Origin of the sequence: Brachybacterium muris, from assembly GCF_016907455.1 — a bacterium.
Lineage (GTDB): Bacteria > Actinomycetota > Actinomycetes > Actinomycetales > Dermabacteraceae > Brachybacterium > Brachybacterium muris.
Genome location: NZ_JAFBCB010000001.1, coordinates 2,032,371 through 2,049,763, shown reverse-complemented (window position 1 = coordinate 2,049,763; position 17,393 = coordinate 2,032,371). Strand labels below are relative to the sequence as shown.

Here is a 17,393-nt window from a genome sequence, read left to right as displayed (position 1 = left end):
CAGTATCGGCGCACGCCGGTGCCGTCCACCTGGGACGGCACCGGCGTGCCGCTGTCACGGGCGCTGTCGTCGTGACGGGTGCGGTGCCGGTGCGGCGGGGGCGATCGTTGATTGCCCCGGAAACGGTCGCCGGGTAGCCTGCCAGGGTCGAGAACGTTCACGAAAGGACGGTCCGCCCCATGAGCAGCGCCGCCGCACCCGTCAGATGGGCCGTCCTCGGCCCCGGATCCATCGCCCGCCGCTTCGCCTCCGAGCTTCCGTACTCCGAGGCCGGTGTCCTGGTGGCGGTGGGCAGCACCTCGCCCGACCGGGCCCGCTCCTTCGCCGAGGAGTTCGCGCCAGCGGCCCCTGCTGTCGTCGGCACCTATGACGAGGTGCTCGCCTGCCCGGAGGTCGACGCCGTGTACGTCGCGACCGTGCACACCACCCACGCCCCGCTCGCCGCGGCCGCCCTGGAGGCCGGCAAGCACGTGCTGTGCGAGAAGCCGATGACGCCGAACGCCGCCACCACGATGGCACTGGCCGACCTCGCCACCCGCAGCGGTCTCACGCTGCTGGAGGCATACATGTACCGCTTCCACCCGCAGACGGTGAAGGTGCTCGAGCTGGTGCGCGATGGCGCGATCGGCGAGGTCCTCCACATCGACGCCTCCTTCGCCTTCGACACCGGGCGGGAGGAGGGCCGCCTCTTCGACCCCGCCACCGCCGGGGGAGGGATCCTCGACGTCGGCGGCTACCCCCTCTCCTTGGCCCGGTTCGTGGTCGGAGCGACGCAGGGGACGGCGTATGCGGACCCGACGGACGTGCGCGGAGCGGGTACCGTGGGTGCCACCGGGGTGGACCTGGCCGCTGCCGCCCACCTGAGCTTCGCCGACGGCATCACCGCCGCCCTGCGCACTGGCATCAGGCTCGATGATCCCCAGTCGGCCACCATCACCGGTTCCCGGGGTGTGATCCGCCTGGCCGATCCCTGGGCGCTGGGGGATCAGCAGGTGATCGAGCTGGCCGCGGTGGGCGAGGGGCTGGCCCGCATCGAGGTCCCGGCCGCGCGTTCCTACGCGCTGGAGGCCGACGCCCTTGCCCGGGCCGCGGCAACCGGCACCGAGGTTCCTGAGATCGACCTCGCGAACTCCTTGGGGCAGGCCCGGGCCCAGGACTCCTGGCGCCGGGCGGTGGGAGTGACGTACCCCTTCGAGAAGGACGATGCGGAGATCCCCACCCTCAGCGGTCGCCCTCTCGTGATGGGCGCCGGCGCCCGGAGCGCAGTGGTGGATGGGAGGACAGCGGGGACCGAAGGGACGCCCGCGATGCCGTACGGGCGGATCCCCGGCATCGACAAGCCGGTCTCCCGCCTGGTGATGGGCTGCGACAACCAGTCCGAGCTGCCCCATGCCTCGGCCATGTTCGATGCCTTCCTCGAGGCCGGTGGCACCACCTTCGACACCGCGTACGTGTACGGCGGGGGCCGCCCGGAGGCACTGCTGGGCGCGTGGATGCGCAACCGCGGCGTGCGTGACGACGTGGTGCTGATCGCCAAGGGTGCCCACACCCCGCACTGCGACCCCGAGTCGATCATCCGGCAGCTCACCGAGTCCCTCGAACGCCTCGGCACCGACCATGCTGACATTTACATGATGCATCGTGACAACCTCCAGGTCCCGGTCGGGGAGTTCGTCGATGTGCTCGACGAATTGGCCGGCGCCGGTCGGATCACGGCGTTCGGCGGCTCCAACTGGACCCCCGAGCGGGTGGACGAGGCCCAGGAGTACGCGCGCCGCACCGGCCGCCGCGAGTTCTCGGTGCTCTCGAACCACTTCGGTCTGGCCAGGGCACTGGACGTGCCCTGGGCCGGATGCGTCCACTCCACCGATCCCGACTCCCGGCAATGGCTCGAGCAGCGGAAGATCGCCCTGCTTCCCTGGTCCTCCCAGGCCCGCGGGTTCTTCACCGGCCGCGCCCACCCCCAGGACACCTCGGATCCCGAGCTCGTGCGCTGCTACTACAGCGAGGAAAACTTTCAACGTCTGGAACGCGCTCGCGTCATCGCTGAGGAGCAGCAGGTCCCGCCCACCGCCGTGGCCCTCGCCTACGTGCTGCATCAGCGCTTCGAGACCTACGCGCTGTTCGGCCCGCGCACCCTGGCCGAGATGCGGTCCTCCATGCGCGGGCTCGGGGTCAGCCTGTCCGAGCGCGACGTCCAGTGGCTCGACCTGCGAACGGAGACCCGATGAGCTCCCCGCCATCGAGCACCCCGCCCCGGGGCACCTCGGCCCGGCGGGCCACGATCATCGACGTGGCCGCCCGTGCCGGGGTGTCCCGGCAGACCGTCACCCGGGCGGTCAACGACATGCCCGGGATCAGTGCCGCCACCCGGGAGCGGGTACTGCGCGCCGCCCAGGAGCTGAACTACCGTCCTTCCCGGTTCGGCCGGGGGCTCGTCGAGCAGGGGCCCACCACGCTCGGTGTGGTGATCAAGGACCTGTCCAACTCCTTCTTCGCCGAGCTCGGAGCGGCCTTGGTGCGCAGCAGCGCCCCGCACGGCTGGAACGTGGTGCTGGCCGAGATCGATCACGCTCCCGAACCCGAGCGGGTCGCGGTGGAGCTGTCCAGAAGGGTCGATGCGATTGTCGGCTACGGCGTGGACATCGACGACATCCGCGGAGCGATCGGCATGCCGGTGGTGCACCTGGACGGCAGTGCGCGCCAGGCGGAGTCGGCAGGGGTGGTGCAGTTCGGGGCAGCGGCCGCCATGGATGATCTGGCCCGGCACCTCGAGGTCTCCGGCGTCCGCCGCCCCATGGTGCTCGACCTCGCCATGGCCGGGGCCGCCGGCCCCAGCATCCGCGCCCAGGGCCTCGTCGCGGCACTGGACCGCATCCGCGGCGCAGCGGCCGCGCCCGTGGTGGCGGTCGATGCCAGGGACGGTCACCGCGACGTGCTCGAAGCCGTCCTGGCCGACGGCGCCGACGCCCTGATCGCCTTCAACGACGAACTAGCGGTGCGCCTGCTGCACGGCCTGCGCTCCCTGGGGGTGGATGTGCCCGGCAGGGTGAGGGTGGTCGGGGTCGACGGACTGGCGATCTCCGGACTTGTCACACCGGAGCTGACCACCCTGGCCATCGACATAGCGGAGATCGCCGAGCAGACGGTGGCGCTGGTGGCCGGGATGCTCGAGGGCGCCGTGCCGCTGCACGGGGAGCAGGCGCTGCGCACGGTCCCGTACCGGCTCCTGGTGCGCGACTCCGCCTGAGCTGCGCGGCGGGCCACGGAGGTGGGCCACGAGTATGGCGAACGCCGCACTGCGCTGCCCTGTCCCTTCGGCCCACGACGTGGCACACTGGTGCGTCGGTTCTGGTTCACGGCGCCCGCCGGGTGCCGACCCAGCGACCCGAGAAGGAGAGAAGCGATGAAGGCCGAGATCCACCCCGAGTACGTCGTCACCCAGGTCACCTGCACCTGCGGCAACACGTTCACCACCCGCAGCACCAAGACCGACGGTGCGATCAGCACCGAGGTCTGCTCCGCGTGCCACCCGTTCTACACCGGTAAGCAGAAGATCCTGGACACCGGCGGCCGCGTCGCCCGCTTCCAGGCCCGCTACGGCAAGAAGAAGGCCTGACACCTCTCGTCGACGCCGGCGCGCGCCCCAGGGTGCGTGCCGGCGTCCTCGTATGTGAGGGGTGCACGCACCGCTCGAGCACCCCGGGGGAGGGATGTTGAACCAGCAGGGAACCGATCGCCTGGCGCCGCTGCGGGCGGAGCACGCCCAGCTGCAGGAGCAGATGGCCGATCCCACCCTGCACGACGACGCCGCCCGGGCACGCCGGGTGGCGCGGCGCTGGGCCGAGGTGGAGGCCGTGCTGCGCGCCGCCGCCGCCGTCGCCTCATCCCAGGAGGATCTCGACGCAGCCCGGGAGCTCGGAGCCGAGGACCCGGAGCTCGCCGCGGAGGCCGAGCAGATCAGCGCGCAGCTGGCTGCCCAGCGCGAGCACCTCGAGGACCTGCTGGCACCCCGCGACCCCGACGATGCCCGCGACGTGATCCTGGAGATCAAGGCCGGTGCCGGGGGAGAGGAGTCCGCGCTCTTCGCCGCCGAGATGCTGCGCATGTACCGATCCTTCGCGGAGAACCGAGGGTGGCGCTTCGAGCTGCTGAGCTCCTCACCCACCGAACTCGGCGGGCTGAAGGACGTCACCGTCTCGATTGCCTCCCGTGCCGCAGCCACTCCGGCCGACGGCGTGTACGCCCACCTCAAGCACGAGGCCGGGGTGCACCGTGTGCAGCGGGTCCCGGTCACCGAGTCCGCCGGCCGGATCCACACCTCCGCCGTGGGCGTCCTGGTGCTGCCCGAGGCCGACGAGACCGACGAGAGCGAACTGCTGGCCGAGGCGATGGCCCCCGCCAATCTGCGCATCGACGTGTTCCGCTCATCGGGTCCCGGCGGGCAGAGCGTCAACACCACGGATTCGGCCGTGCGCATCACCCACCTCCCCAGCGGGATCGTGGTGTCCTGCCAGGACGAGAAGAGCCAGCTGCAGAACAGGGAACAGGCCATGCGGATCCTGCGCACCCGGCTGCTGGACGAGCACCGCGCCGCCCAGGACGCCGAAGCGGCCAGTGCACGCCGCTCCCAGGTGCGCACCGTGGACCGATCCGAACGCATCCGCACCTACAACTTCCCCGAATCGCGTGTGGCCGACCACCGCACCGGGTACAAGGCAGGCAACCTCCAGCACGTCCTGGCCGGTGACCTCGAGGACCTGATCGCCTCCTCCCGCGCAGCCGAGCGCGAGGCCCGTCTGGACCAGGCGCAGGGCACCGGCGCATGAGCGAGGTCCGCGACCGGCTGCGCCAGGCTCTTGCCACCACCTCCGAGCGACTCGGTGCCGCGGGGGTTCCTTCCCCGAGCGTCGATGCCCGGGCACTGATCGCCCTTGCCGCCGGGACCGAGCGTCCCCTCGTGCTGCTGGACCACCTGCCTACGGACTTCGAGTCCCGCCTCGAGATGCTGGCGGCGCGGCGCGAGGCCCGCGAGCCCCTGCAGCTGATCGAGGGCCACGCCGCCTTCCGCCGCCTTCGGATCACGGTCAGGCCCGGGGTGTTCATCCCGCGGCCGGAGACCGAACTGGTCGTGGACCTGCTGCGGCAGCACCACCGCGGTCCCCTTGCCCGGGTGGCGGACCTGTGCACCGGCAGCGGGGCCCTGGCCGCGGCCCTGCTCGACGAGATCCCGGGCACCACGGTGCTCGCTGTCGAGATCGACGAGGCCGCCGCGGACCTGGCACGGCTGAACACCGCCCCCTGGGCAGATCGGGTCGAGGTGCGCCAGGCCGATCTCGCCGATCACGATGCCCTGGCGGGAGTGCCGGTGCTCGACGCGATCGTGTCCAACCCGCCGTACGTCCCGGCCGATGCCGTGCCGCAGGACCTCGAGGTGCTGCGCCACGATCCGCCCCGTGCACTGTACGGCGGCGGCGAGGACGGGCTGGACCTGCCCCGCGCCGTCATCGAGCACGCTCGGAGGAAGCTGCGAACCGGAGGCCTGCTGATCATGGAGCACGCCGACGTGCAGGGCCCAGCCACCCGTGAGCTCGCCCAGCACATCGGGGGGTTCGAGGACGTGGCCACCTGCCCGGACCTGACCGGGCGCGACCGCTTCCTGCTCGCACGGCGCAGCGATGACGAGGGCGGCCAGGACCCGATCAGCCACGGAAGTGAGAGACTGACCCGGTGAGCGTGCATGACACCCAGAACCCCGAGTCCCGCGAGGACGCCCTCCAGACCGCCGTCGAGGCGGTGCGTGAGGGACGACTGATCGTCCTGCCCACCGACACCGTGTACGGCATCGGTGCGGACGCCTTCTCCGCCGAGGCCGTCGACGCCCTGCTGGACGCCAAGGGACGCGGCCGCGACACCCCGCCGCCGGTGCTGGTGGGGGACCCCTCCGTGCTGCTGGCCCTCGCGGTGGACGTGCCCGACTACGCCGAACGCCTGGCAGAGGAGTTCTGGCCCGGGCCTCTCACCCTGATCCTCACCGCCCAGCCCTCCCTCACCTGGGACCTGGGCGAGACCCGCGGCACCGTCGCCCTGCGCATGCCCGACGACGAGGTGGCCCTGGACCTGCTGCGCCGCACCGGCCCGATGGCCGTCTCCAGCGCGAACCGTCACGGCAAGCCCGCCGCCCTCACCGTGCTGGACGCCGCGACCCAGCTGGGTGACGCGGCGGAGGTGTACCTCGATGGTGGGACCGCTCGCATCGGCACCAGCTCCACCATCATCGACACCACTGTCGAACCCCCGGAGATCGTGCGCGAGGGTGCCCTGACCCGGGAGCAGATCGTGGAGGCCCTGGGCGACATCTTCACCGCCCCCGAGCCCGAGCCGTCCGACCACGGGACGGAACCGGACGACGGCCCCGATGCCGGGGACGGCGCAGAGGCCGAGGACGGCCCCGCCGATGCCGACGGCAGCTACCAGTACAGCTACACCGACATCAGGGAGACCGCGCCCGAAGGACCGGCGGCAGAGCCCTCGAACGCGGAGCCACCGGCCACCGATCAGGCGAGCGCACCCGCTCGGGATGCCGCCATCGACCTGCCCTCCGAACCGGACCTGAGGGACATCTCCTCCGGGGACAATGCCCCGGACAGCACCCCGCTGGACGCCGGCGGCACCCTCCCCGGTGAGGACGCTGAGCCCGGCGCCGGTCCGACCCGGAACACCCCCGGGTGAGGATCTATCTCTTCCTGCTCCTGGTCGCCGCGGCCGTCTCCTTCCTGACCACACCGGCGGCACGGCTGCTCGCGCGCCGGGCCGGGGCGATGACGGCAGTGCGAGACCGGGACGTGCACGACTCGGTGACCCCACGACTGGGGGGCCTGGCCATGTTCGCCGGGGTGGCGGTGGCGCTGCTGCTGGCCAGCCAGGTGCCCTTCCTGGAGGGCCTGTACACCGATTCCACCCAGCCGTGGGGGATCCTGGCCGCCGCCGGCCTGGTGTGCCTGCTGGGCGCGGCCGACGACAAGTGGGACCTGGACTGGGTCACCAAGCTCGCCGGCCAGGTGCTGGCAGCGCTGCTGCTGGCCTGGCAGGGGGTGCAGCTGGTGTCCCTGCCCATCGGAGGCGTGACGCTGCTGTCCGGGCACACCTCGCTGATCCTCACCGTGCTGGTGGTGGTCGTCAGCATGAACGCCGTGAACTTCGTGGACGGACTGGACGGGCTGGCCGCGGGAGTGATGGCGATCGGCGGCACCGCTTTCTTCCTGTACGCCTACCTCCTCACCCGCAGTGCCTCCACCACCGACTACTCATCCCTTGCCGCACTCATCACCGCGGTGATGATCGGCGCCTGCGTGGGGTTCCTTCCCCACAACATGGCCCGGGCCCGGATCTTCATGGGGGACTCCGGGTCGATGCTGCTGGGCCTGCTGCTGGCGGCCAGCACCATCACCGTCACCGGGCAGGTGGACCCGGCACGCCTGTCCGGGGCAGACCTGCTCGGACAGTTCCTGCCGATCCTGCTGCCCATCGCCGTGATGGTGATCCCCTTCCTGGACTTCGCCCTCGCGGTGCTGCGACGAATCGGTGCGGGCCGCTCCCCGTTCCACGCCGATAAGGCTCATCTGCACCACCGCCTGCTGAGCCTTGGGCACTCCAAGACCACCGCGGTGCTGATCATGTACACCTGGACGGTGGTGATCTCGGTCGGGATGCTGCTCCCACTGGTGATGCAGACCCGCTCGGTGATCATCTTCTGGATCGTGGGCGTGCTGATAGCCCTGGTCCTCACCTTCGACCCCCTCGACCTCCGGCGCGTCCGCCGGCGTAAGGAGCACGATGTCCACGCCCTCTGAGCCCAGCGTCGAGACCGCCGCGCAGGCGCAGGTCCCCCCCGGGGGGACGGCCGCTGCACCCAGCGGCTCCACCACCCGCACAGGAACCGGACGCACCGCCGGTGACCGGGGGATGCTTCGCGCCACCGTGGTCGCTCTCATCGTGGGGGTGGTGCTGGACGTCGTGGTGATCGCAGTGGCCGCGATGGCCTACGACACCCCAGCCGTGCTGGGCACGCTGGTGGGCACCGTGCTCACGCTCGTCGTCGTCGTCCCCACCGTGGTCACCGCCTACCTGGCACCCCGGCTGGGGGCCGCTTCCATGGCCGTGACGGTTCTCGCATCGTGGGGCGGGAAGATGGTGGTCGTGGTCGTGACGCTGCTCGTCCTGCGCGGCGTCGAACAGGTCTCCATGCTGTGGATCGGGATCGCCCTGCTGGTGGGAGCGCTGTGCGCGATCGCGAGCGAGATGATCCTGCTGGCCAAGGTGCGCCAGCCCCTGGATGTGACCCCCGTCCGAGGGGCTGACACGGGCACGAAGGACCAGTGATGCTCTGTTATGCTCCCATAGGTGCCAAGCCGCTGTTCACGGGCCTGACCTGTCGGCGCGGACGCACCCCGGCCGGTGACCCGAGCGTCACCGCGACCGACCCCCTTGGCGCACCTGTGCGGAGCGAGGCTGCACGAAGTGAACATCAGGTCCGCCACCTTCGAGGCGGGCTGCACGACCACGGGAGATCGAGCTGAACACCGCCGACGCTGCGCCCCCTCTCCTCGCCGAGGGCGAGTCCTTCCTCCACATCCCCACGGTGGACGAGTTCTTCCCGGACCCGATCCTGTTCGCGGGGACTCCTTTCGAGTTCAACCGCATCCAGCTGGTGCGCCTGATCATCCTCGCGGCCGTACTGATCTTCATGTGCATCGTCGCCTCCCGCTCCAAGCTGGTGCCCGGTCGCGTCCAGAGCGTCGTGGAGATGCTGGTCGAGTTCGTGCACAAGAACATCGTCGTGAACGTGCTGGGCGAGAAGGACGGCAGGCGGTTCGGCCCGTGGCTGATCACGGTGTTCGTGCTGATCCTGGCGATGAACCTCGGATTCATGGTCCCCGGCCTCAACATGTCCGGCACCGCCGTGATCGGCATCCCGCTACTGCTGGCCCTGGCCACCTTCGTGATCTACGTGGCCGCCGGTATCAAGGAGCACGGTGTGGGCGGCTACCTCAAGCACGCCACCATGCCGCCGGGAGTCCCGGGCGTGGTCTACATCCTGCTGATCCCGATCGAGCTGATCCAGGTGTTCGTGGTCCGCTGGGCCTCGCTCACCATCCGTCTGCTGGCCAACATGGTGGGCGGCCACATGATCATCGTGGTGCTGATCGGCCTCACCCACGCCCTGGTGGTCTCGCTCAGCTGGCTGACCGTGCTCTCGCCGCTGGCCGGGGCTCTGAGCCTCGGCGTGTTCGCCTTCAAGATCTTCGTGGCCGCCCTGCAGGCCTTCATCTTCACGATCCTCTCGGCGGTGTACATCCAGATGGCCGTCACCGACGAGCACTGATCGCCCCTTGCTCCCCGACCTTCCCTGATCTGCACCACCCCCCAAGCTTCCAGCTCGCTGGAACCCCTGAACTGCCGTCCACCCGGTCGGCCCAACGAAAGGAAACCCCCGTGGACCCGATGATCCTGTCCGCCATCGAGGGCAACATCGCCTCCGTCGGCTTCGGTCTCGCAGCCCTCGGCCCCGGCATCGGCCTGGGCATCCTCGTCGGCAAGACCGCCGAGGCTCAGGCCCGCCAGCCCGAGCTCCGCTCGCAGCTGCAGACCACCATGCTGATCGGCGCCGGCTTCGTCGAGTTCCTGGCCCTGCTGGCGATCGTCTTCGGCTTCGTCCTCACCTTCATCTGAGGATCGCCCCATGATCCTCAGCGCAGGAGACACCCCCACGCCGGGCTGGCGCCTGTTCGTGCCGTACGTCCCGGAGATCATCTGGTCGGCGATCTTCATCGCGATCTTCGCCGTGGTCTTCATGCGCTTCGTCCTGCCCCGCCTTAATGCGGTGCTCGATGAACGCGCAGAGAAGATCGAGGGCGGCATCCGCCGGGCCGAAGAGGTCCAGGAGCAGGCCGACCAGCTGAAGTCCGACCAGGAGTCCGCTCTCGCCGCGGCCCGCCAGGAGGCGGCAGCGATCCGGGAGAAGGCCCGCCAGGACGGACAGCGCATCGTCGAGGAGGCCAAGGCCCGCGCCGAGGCCGAGAACGAGCGTGTCCTCGCCGCCGGCCGTCAGCAGCTCTCCGCGGAGCGGATGGCCGCCTCGCACGAGCTGCGCGCAGAGGTGGGCACGCTCGCGAGCGACCTCGCCTCCAAGATCGTCGGCGAGTCCCTCAACGACGACGAGCGCTCCCGCCGCGTGATCGACCGCTTCCTGGACGACCTCGAGTCGTCCCAGGCCGCCACCCGATAAGGACCAGTGATGCGAGGAACTTCCTCCACCTCCCTCGGTGAGGTGCTCCGACTCGTCGACTCCGCCCAGGCGGTGCCGACGGACTCGTTGGAGTCCGGTGCCGAGCAGCTGTTCTCGGTGGCCGACGCCATCGACTCCAGCAACCAGCTGGTGCGACTGCTCTCCGACGCGGGCCGCCCGGCCGAGGTCAAGCAGTCCGTCGTCACCACCCTGTTCGCGGACAAGGTCAGCCCGCAGGCCCTCGAGGTCACCCACGAGGTCGTGCGCCGACGCTGGTCCGAGCAGGAGGACATCCTCGACGCCCTCGAGCTCGCGGGGGTCTCCGTGCTGCTCGGGCAGGCGGAGCGCGAGGGCGTCCTGGGCCTGGTGGAGGACGAGATGTTCCAGGTGTCGCGGATGATCGACCGCAACGGCGATCTGCACGCGGCGCTGGACGATGCCCGGGAGAGCCCGGAGCAGCGTGAGCGGATCATGCGGTCGGTCCTGGCGGGTCGGGTGCACCGCCTCACGCTCCAGCTCGTGACCCGTGCAGTGACCCGCCGCAGCGACACCAAACCCGCCCGGCGCATCTCCGAGCTGGCCCGGTTCGCCTTGGATCGTCGCCGCCGCAGTTTCGCCAGCGTGTCCAGCGCGATCGAGCTGAGCGAGCCCCAGCAGGCCCGACTCGGCGCGATCCTCACCGGCATCTACGGCCGGGAGATCCACATGAACGTCCAGGTCGACCCCGAGGTCGTGGGTGGTCTGCGGATCCAGGTCGGCAACGACCTCTACGACGCCACGGTGCTGGCCCGGCTCGCCCGGGCCAAGCAGCAGCTGGTGTCCTCATGACCACGACCTGACGTCCAGACCCTGCCCAGACGCCCCCGCGTCGCAGCATCACCAGTACATCCCCCGTCCGCGGGGAGACCGAGAGGAAGCGAAGCACAGCGATGGCCGAGCTCACGATCAGCCCGGAGGAGATCCGGAACGCCCTGGACACCGCGGTGTCCACCTACCAGGCCGGCGCCACCGAGCGCGAGGAGATCGGCCGCGTCACCGAGGCCGCCGATGGCATCGCGCGCGTCGAGGGCCTGCCCGACGTCATGGCCAACGAGCTGGTGCGCTTCGAGGACGGCACCCTGGGCCTGGCCCTGAACCTCGACCTGCGCGAGGTCGGCGTGGTGGTCCTCGGTGAGTTCACCGGGATCGAGGAGGGCCAGGAGGTCCGCCGCACCGGCGAGGTGCTCTCCGTCCCCGTGGGCGAGGGCTACCTGGGCCGCGTCGTCGACCCCGTCGGCAACCCCATTGACGGTCTCGGCGACATCGACACCGTGGACCGTCGCGCCCTCGAGCTGCAGGCCCCCACGGTCATGCAGCGCAAGGCCGTCAAGGAGCCCATGCAGACGGGCCTGAAGGCCATCGACGCGATGACCCCGATCGGCCGTGGTCAGCGCCAGCTGATCATCGGTGACCGCCAGACCGGCAAGACCGCCATCGCGATCGACACCATCCTGAACCAGAAGGCCAACTGGGAGTCCGGCGACCCATCCAAGCAGGTGCGCTGCATCTACGTGGCCGTGGGTCAGAAGGGCTCCACCATCGCCTCGGTGCGCGCCACCCTCGAGGAGAACGGCGCCCTGGAGTACACGACCATCGTGGCGGCCCCCGCCTCGGACCCGGCCGGCTTCAAGTACATCGCCCCCTACACCGGTTCGGCCATCGGTCAGCACTGGATGTACGAGGGCAAGCACGTCCTGATCATCTTCGACGACCTCTCCAAGCAGGCCGAGGCCTACCGCGCCGTGTCCCTGCTGCTGCGTCGTCCCCCGGGCCGTGAGGCGTACCCCGGTGACGTCTTCTACCTGCACTCCCGCCTGCTGGAGCGCTGCGCGAAGCTCTCGGACGAGATGGGCGGCGGTTCGATGACCGGTCTGCCGATCATCGAGACCAAGGCCAACGACGTCTCGGCGTACATCCCCACCAACGTCATCTCGATCACCGACGGCCAGTGCTTCCTGCAGTCGGACCTGTTCAACGCCAACCAGCGTCCGGCGGTCGACGTGGGCATCTCGGTGTCCCGCGTGGGCGGCTCGGCGCAGATCAAGGCGATGAAGTCCGTCTCGGGCACCCTGAAGATCTCCCTGGCGCAGTACCGCGACCTGGAGTCCTTCGCCATGTTCGCCTCCGACCTGGACGCTGCCTCCAAGCAGCAGCTGGGCCGTGGCGCACGCCTGATGGAGCTGCTGAAGCAGTCCCAGTACTCGCCGTTCCCGGTCGAGGAGCAGGTGGTCTCGATCTGGGCAGGCACCACCGGCAAGTTCGACGACATCGAGGTCGAGGACGTGCGCGACTTCGAGGCACAGCTGCTGGAGCACCTGCGCCACAACGGCTCGGTGCTGTCCACCATCCGTGAATCCTCCAAGTTCGAGAAGGACACGGAGGAGGAGCTGGCCCGCATCCTCGAGGACGTCAAGCGCGAATACCTGGCCGGCAAGAGCGAGGACCGCCTCGAGCGCAACGACGAGAGCGGACGCATGTCCGCCGATGACATCGAGCAGGAGAAGATCGTCCGGGGCTGATCTGCAGCAGCCGCCCGTCCATCGGACGGGCGGCAAACCGGCCAGGACGCATCCACGGCGCACGAGGAGAGACATGGGAGCCCAGCAGAGGGTCTACAAGCAGCGGATCAAGTCCGCTCAGGGCATGAAGAAGATCTTCAAGGCCCAGGAGATGATCGCGGCAGCGCGCATCTCCAAGGCCCATGCCCGCGTGCGGGCCACCACCCCGTACGCCGAGGCGATCACCGCGGCCATCGGCTCGGTCGCCACGCATTCCGACGAGATCGACCACCCGTTCCTGCAGGCGGACCGCTCGCTCAGCGGCCGCGTGGGGATCCTGCTGATCACCTCGGACCGCGGCATGGCCGGGGCCTACTCGCCCAACGCCATCCGCGGCGCCGAGCAGCTCGCCAACCTGCTGCGGGACCAGGGCAAGACCCCGGTGATGTACGTGGTCGGTCGCAAGGGCGACAGCTACTACCGCTTCCGGAACCGGGAACCGCACCGCTCGTGGACCCCGTACAAGGAGGCCGAGCTGCCTGAGCTGGGTCGGGAGATCGCCAAGGTGGTCACCGAGGACCTGCTCGCCGAGGACCTCGAGCAGCACATCGACGAGCTGTACGTGGTGGGCACCCGCTTCGAGAGCCGCTTCCAGCAGTACACCAAGTCCGTGCGCCTGGTGCCCATGGGTGTGGTGGACGCGGATCCCGACGAGCTGCGCCCCAGCTACCCGCTGTACTCGTTCACCCCGGATGCGGACACCGTGATGGAGCAGCTGATCCCGCGCTACGTGGAGGCGCGGATCATCAACATCCTGCTGCAGTCGATGGCCTCCGAGCATGCCTCCCGCCAGCGTGCGATGAAGACCGCCACCGACAACGCAGAGACCCAGATCAACAAGTTCACCCGACTGGCGAACTCCGCCCGTCAGGCGGAGATCACCCAGGAGATCACCGAGATCGTCGGCGGTGCCGACGCCCTGTCGGGCTCCGGACGCAGCGAACGCTGACACCCACGGACCCTGAGATCCCGCCGCGAGCCCCATCGCCCGCCATACCCATGGAGAGTACGGACATGACCACCACCGCCACTGCCCCCACCGAGTCCCAGGCCCCGGCCGGCACCGGCCGCGTCGCGCGCGTCACCGGCGCCGTCGTCGACATCGAGTTCCCCCCGGGGCAGATCCCCGAGCTGTACAACGCGCTGAACACCGAGATCGACTTCTCCGGTGACGGCGAGACCAAGCGCGTCCTGTGGCTGGAGACCGCCCAGCACCTCGGCGACGGCATGGTGCGCGCGATCGCCCTGAAGCCCACCGACGGCCTGGTGCGCGGCCAGTCCGTGAACGACACCGGAGCCCCGATCTCGGTGCCCGTGGGAGACGCCACCCTGGGCACCGTGTTCGACGTGACCGGCACCCCGCTGAACAAGGACGCCGCCACCTTCCAGGTGGACGAGCGCTGGCCGATCCACCGCAAGGCCCCGAACTTCGACCAGCTGGAGTCCAAGACCCAGATGTTCGAGACCGGCATCAAGTCGATCGACCTGCTCACCCCCTACGTGCAGGGCGGCAAGATCGGCCTGTTCGGCGGCGCCGGCGTGGGCAAGACGGTGCTGATCCAGGAGATGATCTACCGCGTGGCCAACAACCACGACGGCGTCTCCGTGTTCGCCGGCGTGGGCGAGCGCACCCGTGAGGGCTGGGACCTGATCGAGGAGATGACCGAGTCCGGCGTCATCGAGAAGACCGCCCTGGTCTTCGGCCAGATGGACGAGCCGCCGGGCACCCGTCTGCGCGTGGCCCTGTCGGCGCTGACCATGGCGGAGTACTTCCGCGATGTGCAGAGCCAGGACGTGCTGCTGTTCATCGACAACATCTTCCGCTTCACCCAGGCCGGTTCCGAGGTGTCAACCCTGCTGGGCCGCATGCCCTCCGCCGTGGGCTACCAGCCGAACCTGGCCGACGAGATGGGCGTGCTGCAGGAACGCATCACCTCCACCCGCGGCCACTCCATCACCTCGATGCAGGCGATCTACGTCCCGGCCGACGACTACACCGACCCGGCCCCGGCGACCACCTTCGCCCACCTCGACGCCACCACCGAGCTGTCCCGTGAGATCGCCTCGCGTGGTCTGTACCCGGCGATCGACCCGCTGTCCTCCACCTCCCGGATCCTGGATCCCCGCTACATCGGCCAGGACCACTACGACACCGCGGTGCGCGTCAAGCAGGTGCTGCAGCGCAACAAGGAGCTGCAGGACATCATCGCGATGCTGGGTGTGGACGAGCTGTCCGAGGAGGACAAGGTCATCGTCTCGCGCGCTCGTCGCATCCAGCAGTTCCTGTCCCAGAACACCCACATCGCCAAGCAGTTCACCGGTGTGGACGGCTCCGACGTGCCGCTGCGCGACACCATCGAGGGCTTCAAGGGCATCTGCGACGGCGAGTTCGACCACATCCCCGAGCAGGCCTTCTTCAACGTGGGCGGCATCGACATGGTGATGGAGGCCCACCACCGGATCCAGAAGGGGCTCGAGAAGTGAGCACCCTCGAGGTCACCTTCGTGACGGCCGACCGGACCGTGTGGTCCGGTCGCGCCGCCCAGGTGGTGGTGCCCGCGGCCGACGGCTCGATGGGCATCCTGCCCCAGATGCAGCCCACCCTCGCGGTCCTGGACCGCGGGCTGGTGCGCATCATCGCCGAGGGCGGCGAGGTCACCGAGCGCGACGTGGTGGGCGGCTTCGTCTCCGTGGACGGCGACGTGGTCACGATCGCGGTGGACGACGCCGAGCGCGTGTCCCGTTCCGAGCGCTGAGCCCACGCGCGCATCCATGAACGATCTGAGCATCCCGGTCCTCCTGGTGGGGATCGGGGTGCTCTTCGTCGTGCTGGCGGTGGCCGTGATCGGCCGGCAGCTGTTCGTCTCCCGCCAGCGCGGTGCCTTCGACTGCACGCTGCGTCGCCGGGGCCTGACCGGGCCCGAGAGCTGGCAGCGGGGCCTGATGAGGTTCGGCACCGACCGGGTCCGCTGGTTCCGGGCATTCTCGATGCGCCTGTCACCGTCAGCGGTGATCCACCGCCGGGACATCGCCGAGATGGACCGTGAGCGCCTGCCCGCCCAGGTCCCCGGGGACGAGGACTCCTGCCTGGTGGTGTTCCACCTGCGGGACGGTCAGGAGATCCAGGCGATCGTGGACCTCTCCGCGGGAGCCGCTCTCAACTCCTGGTTGGAGGCGGCGCCCACCGGCATGGTGGCGGGCGACACCGACTGACCTGGGACGGCGACCGGCCCGTTCCCTCAGGCGGGCCTGGCCGCTCAGACGCTCTCGCCGCCGCGCAGCACCGTCACCGGCTGCAGCTGCGAATCCACCAGCAGCACGTCCGCCCTGCGACCGGCCTCGAGCGAGCCGATGGTGTCCTGCATGCCCAGCACCGTGGCAGGCACGATCGTGGCTGCGCGCACGGCGCGCACGAGGTCTACCCCGGATCCCTGCACGGTGTGGCGCAGCACGTCCAGCAGGTGGGCGGTGCCCCCGGCGATCGAGCCGCCGTGGGTGAGGGTGGCGACACCCCCGGCGACGGTGACCTCCTGCGCACCCAGGGTGTACTGGCCGTCGGCCATGCCGGCGGCGGCCATGGCATCGGTCACCAACATCACGTGGTCTTCGGCGGCCACCGCGAACACGTGGGCAACGGTGCGGTGGTCCAGGTGCGCGCCGTCGGCCACCAGCTCCACCACCATCTCCCCGCGTGCGGCCGCGTCCAGGCAGGCGAATGCCGGGCCGGGGTCGCGGTGGTGAATCGGGCGCATCCCGTTGAACAGATGGGTCGCCGTGGGCAGCGATGAGCGACCGTGGGCCCGGCGCAGCGCGGTCCGGGATGCCTGCACGGCCCAGGACATCTCAGCACTGGTGCAGTCGGTGTGGCCCAGGGAGGGGACAGCACCGGATTCGGCGAGGGCGGTGATCACCGCATCGGCGTCCTCCGCCTCCGGTGCGACGGTCATGGTGGCCAGCGCCCCGCCGGCGACGCCGGCCAACTCCCGCACCAGCGCGGCATCACCGCCGGTGATGTGCTCGGGGTTCTGCGCCCCCTTGCGGGCCACGGAGATGAAGGGGCCCTCCAGGTGGATCGCCGCGATCTCCCCGTCGGCCGCCAGGCGCGCCAGGTCGGCGACGCGGGCGCGAAGGGTCTCGGGGGAGGCGGTCACCAGCGATGCCACCAGCGAGGTGGTGCCGTGGCGGCGGTGCTCGAGCACGGCCTGCATCATCTGCTCGGGTCCGTCCGCATCGGGGAAGGAGGCACCGCCCCCGCCGTGGCAGTGGATGTCCACCAGCCCCGGCAGGATCAGGCCGTCGTGCTCGATGGTGCGGGCGGCCTCGTAGGAGGGGGCATCCACGGCGGAGCCGGACCACAGCACGTGACCGCCCGCCAGCAGCACCACGGCACCGGGAACCAGGCCGCGCTCCAGCACGGCGGTGCCGTGCAGGGCGAGGTCTGCCCGGAGCACGTCGGGGTGCGTCGAGGATGTGGGGGAGGAGGCGGGATCAGCGGGCGACATGTCTCT

The 17,393-nt window shown here is 70.1% G+C and carries 18 protein-coding genes; 17 read left to right on the top strand and 1 reads right to left on the bottom strand.

Going from position 1 to position 17,393, the window contains the following annotated elements; all coding sequences use genetic code 11:
* Positions 1-179 precede the first annotated feature (179 nt).
* The 17 genes from JOD52_RS09465 to JOD52_RS09385 all read left to right on the top strand — a co-directional run bounded on the left by JOD52_RS09465 (position 180) and on the right by JOD52_RS09385 (position 16,098).
* Positions 180-2,231, top strand: a complete 2,052-nt coding sequence (locus JOD52_RS09465; RefSeq protein WP_204409649.1) for an aldo/keto reductase — start codon at positions 180-182, stop codon at positions 2,229-2,231.
* Positions 2,228-3,250, top strand: a complete 1,023-nt coding sequence (locus tag JOD52_RS09460) for a LacI family DNA-binding transcriptional regulator (protein ID WP_017823895.1) — start codon at positions 2,228-2,230, stop codon at positions 3,248-3,250. Before JOD52_RS09465 ends, JOD52_RS09460 begins: the two co-directional genes overlap by 4 nt.
* A gap of 156 nt (positions 3,251-3,406) precedes the next feature.
* Positions 3,407-3,619, top strand: coding sequence for a 50S ribosomal protein L31 (gene rpmE / locus JOD52_RS09455; protein ID WP_017823896.1), 213 nt, complete (start codon positions 3,407-3,409; stop codon positions 3,617-3,619).
* Between the two features lie 94 nt (positions 3,620-3,713).
* Positions 3,714-4,829, top strand: a complete 1,116-nt coding sequence (prfA, locus tag JOD52_RS09450) for a peptide chain release factor 1 (RefSeq protein ID WP_017823897.1) — start codon at positions 3,714-3,716, stop codon at positions 4,827-4,829.
* Positions 4,826-5,734, top strand: a complete 909-nt coding sequence (gene prmC / locus JOD52_RS09445) for a peptide chain release factor N(5)-glutamine methyltransferase (protein ID WP_017823898.1) — start codon at positions 4,826-4,828, stop codon at positions 5,732-5,734. The genes prfA and prmC overlap by 4 nt, the downstream gene beginning before the upstream one ends.
* Positions 5,731-6,732, top strand: coding sequence for an L-threonylcarbamoyladenylate synthase (locus JOD52_RS09440; RefSeq protein ID WP_204409647.1), 1,002 nt, complete (start codon positions 5,731-5,733; stop codon positions 6,730-6,732). The genes prmC and JOD52_RS09440 overlap by 4 nt, the downstream gene beginning before the upstream one ends.
* Positions 6,729-7,853, top strand: a complete 1,125-nt coding sequence (locus JOD52_RS09435; RefSeq protein WP_017823900.1) for an MraY family glycosyltransferase — start codon at positions 6,729-6,731, stop codon at positions 7,851-7,853. Before JOD52_RS09440 ends, JOD52_RS09435 begins: the two co-directional genes overlap by 4 nt.
* On the top strand, positions 7,837-8,382 hold the full coding sequence (locus JOD52_RS09430; protein WP_017823901.1) for a Cg1360 family ATP-synthase-associated protein: 546 nt from the start codon (positions 7,837-7,839) through the stop codon (positions 8,380-8,382). The genes JOD52_RS09435 and JOD52_RS09430 overlap by 17 nt, the downstream gene beginning before the upstream one ends.
* A 259-nt stretch (positions 8,383-8,641) precedes the next feature.
* Positions 8,642-9,385 (top strand): F0F1 ATP synthase subunit A, encoded by a 744-nt coding sequence (atpB, locus tag JOD52_RS09425; RefSeq protein ID WP_017823902.1) that lies wholly within the window; start codon positions 8,642-8,644, stop codon positions 9,383-9,385.
* Between the two features lie 110 nt (positions 9,386-9,495).
* Positions 9,496-9,732, top strand: coding sequence for an ATP synthase F0 subunit C (atpE, locus tag JOD52_RS09420; RefSeq protein WP_204409645.1), 237 nt, complete (start codon positions 9,496-9,498; stop codon positions 9,730-9,732).
* A gap of 10 nt (positions 9,733-9,742) precedes the next feature.
* Positions 9,743-10,288 carry a F0F1 ATP synthase subunit B gene (locus JOD52_RS09415; RefSeq protein ID WP_017823904.1) on the top strand — a complete coding sequence of 182 codons (546 nt, stop codon included), beginning with the start codon at positions 9,743-9,745 and terminating at the stop codon, positions 10,286-10,288.
* A gap of 9 nt (positions 10,289-10,297) precedes the next feature.
* Positions 10,298-11,116, top strand: coding sequence for a F0F1 ATP synthase subunit delta (locus tag JOD52_RS09410; protein ID WP_204409643.1), 819 nt, complete (start codon positions 10,298-10,300; stop codon positions 11,114-11,116).
* Positions 11,117-11,217: 101 nt separating this feature from the next.
* Positions 11,218-12,846 (top strand): F0F1 ATP synthase subunit alpha, encoded by a 1,629-nt coding sequence (gene atpA / locus JOD52_RS09405; protein WP_204409641.1) that lies wholly within the window; start codon positions 11,218-11,220, stop codon positions 12,844-12,846.
* Positions 12,847-12,919: 73 nt separating this feature from the next.
* Complete coding sequence (locus JOD52_RS09400) at positions 12,920-13,834, top strand: F0F1 ATP synthase subunit gamma (protein WP_204409639.1); 915 nt, start codon at positions 12,920-12,922, stop codon at positions 13,832-13,834.
* A 65-nt stretch (positions 13,835-13,899) separates the two neighbouring features.
* A complete protein-coding gene (atpD, locus tag JOD52_RS09395) occupies positions 13,900-15,369 on the top strand; it encodes a F0F1 ATP synthase subunit beta (protein ID WP_204409638.1) in 1,470 nt (489 codons plus the stop codon).
* A complete protein-coding gene (locus JOD52_RS09390) occupies positions 15,366-15,641 on the top strand; it encodes a F0F1 ATP synthase subunit epsilon (protein WP_204409637.1) in 276 nt (91 codons plus the stop codon). The genes atpD and JOD52_RS09390 overlap by 4 nt, the downstream gene beginning before the upstream one ends.
* 16 nt (positions 15,642-15,657) lie before the next feature.
* Complete coding sequence (locus JOD52_RS09385; RefSeq protein ID WP_204409636.1) at positions 15,658-16,098, top strand: DUF2550 domain-containing protein; 441 nt, start codon at positions 15,658-15,660, stop codon at positions 16,096-16,098.
* 44 nt (positions 16,099-16,142) lie between these two features.
* Here the strand turns inward: JOD52_RS09385 and JOD52_RS09380 are convergent, their stop codons facing one another.
* The gene (locus JOD52_RS09380) at positions 16,143-17,387 is read right to left on the bottom strand and encodes an N-acetylglucosamine-6-phosphate deacetylase (RefSeq protein WP_204409635.1); all 1,245 of its coding nucleotides are present in this window, start codon (positions 17,385-17,387) and stop codon (positions 16,143-16,145) included.
* Positions 17,388-17,393 lie beyond the last annotated feature (6 nt).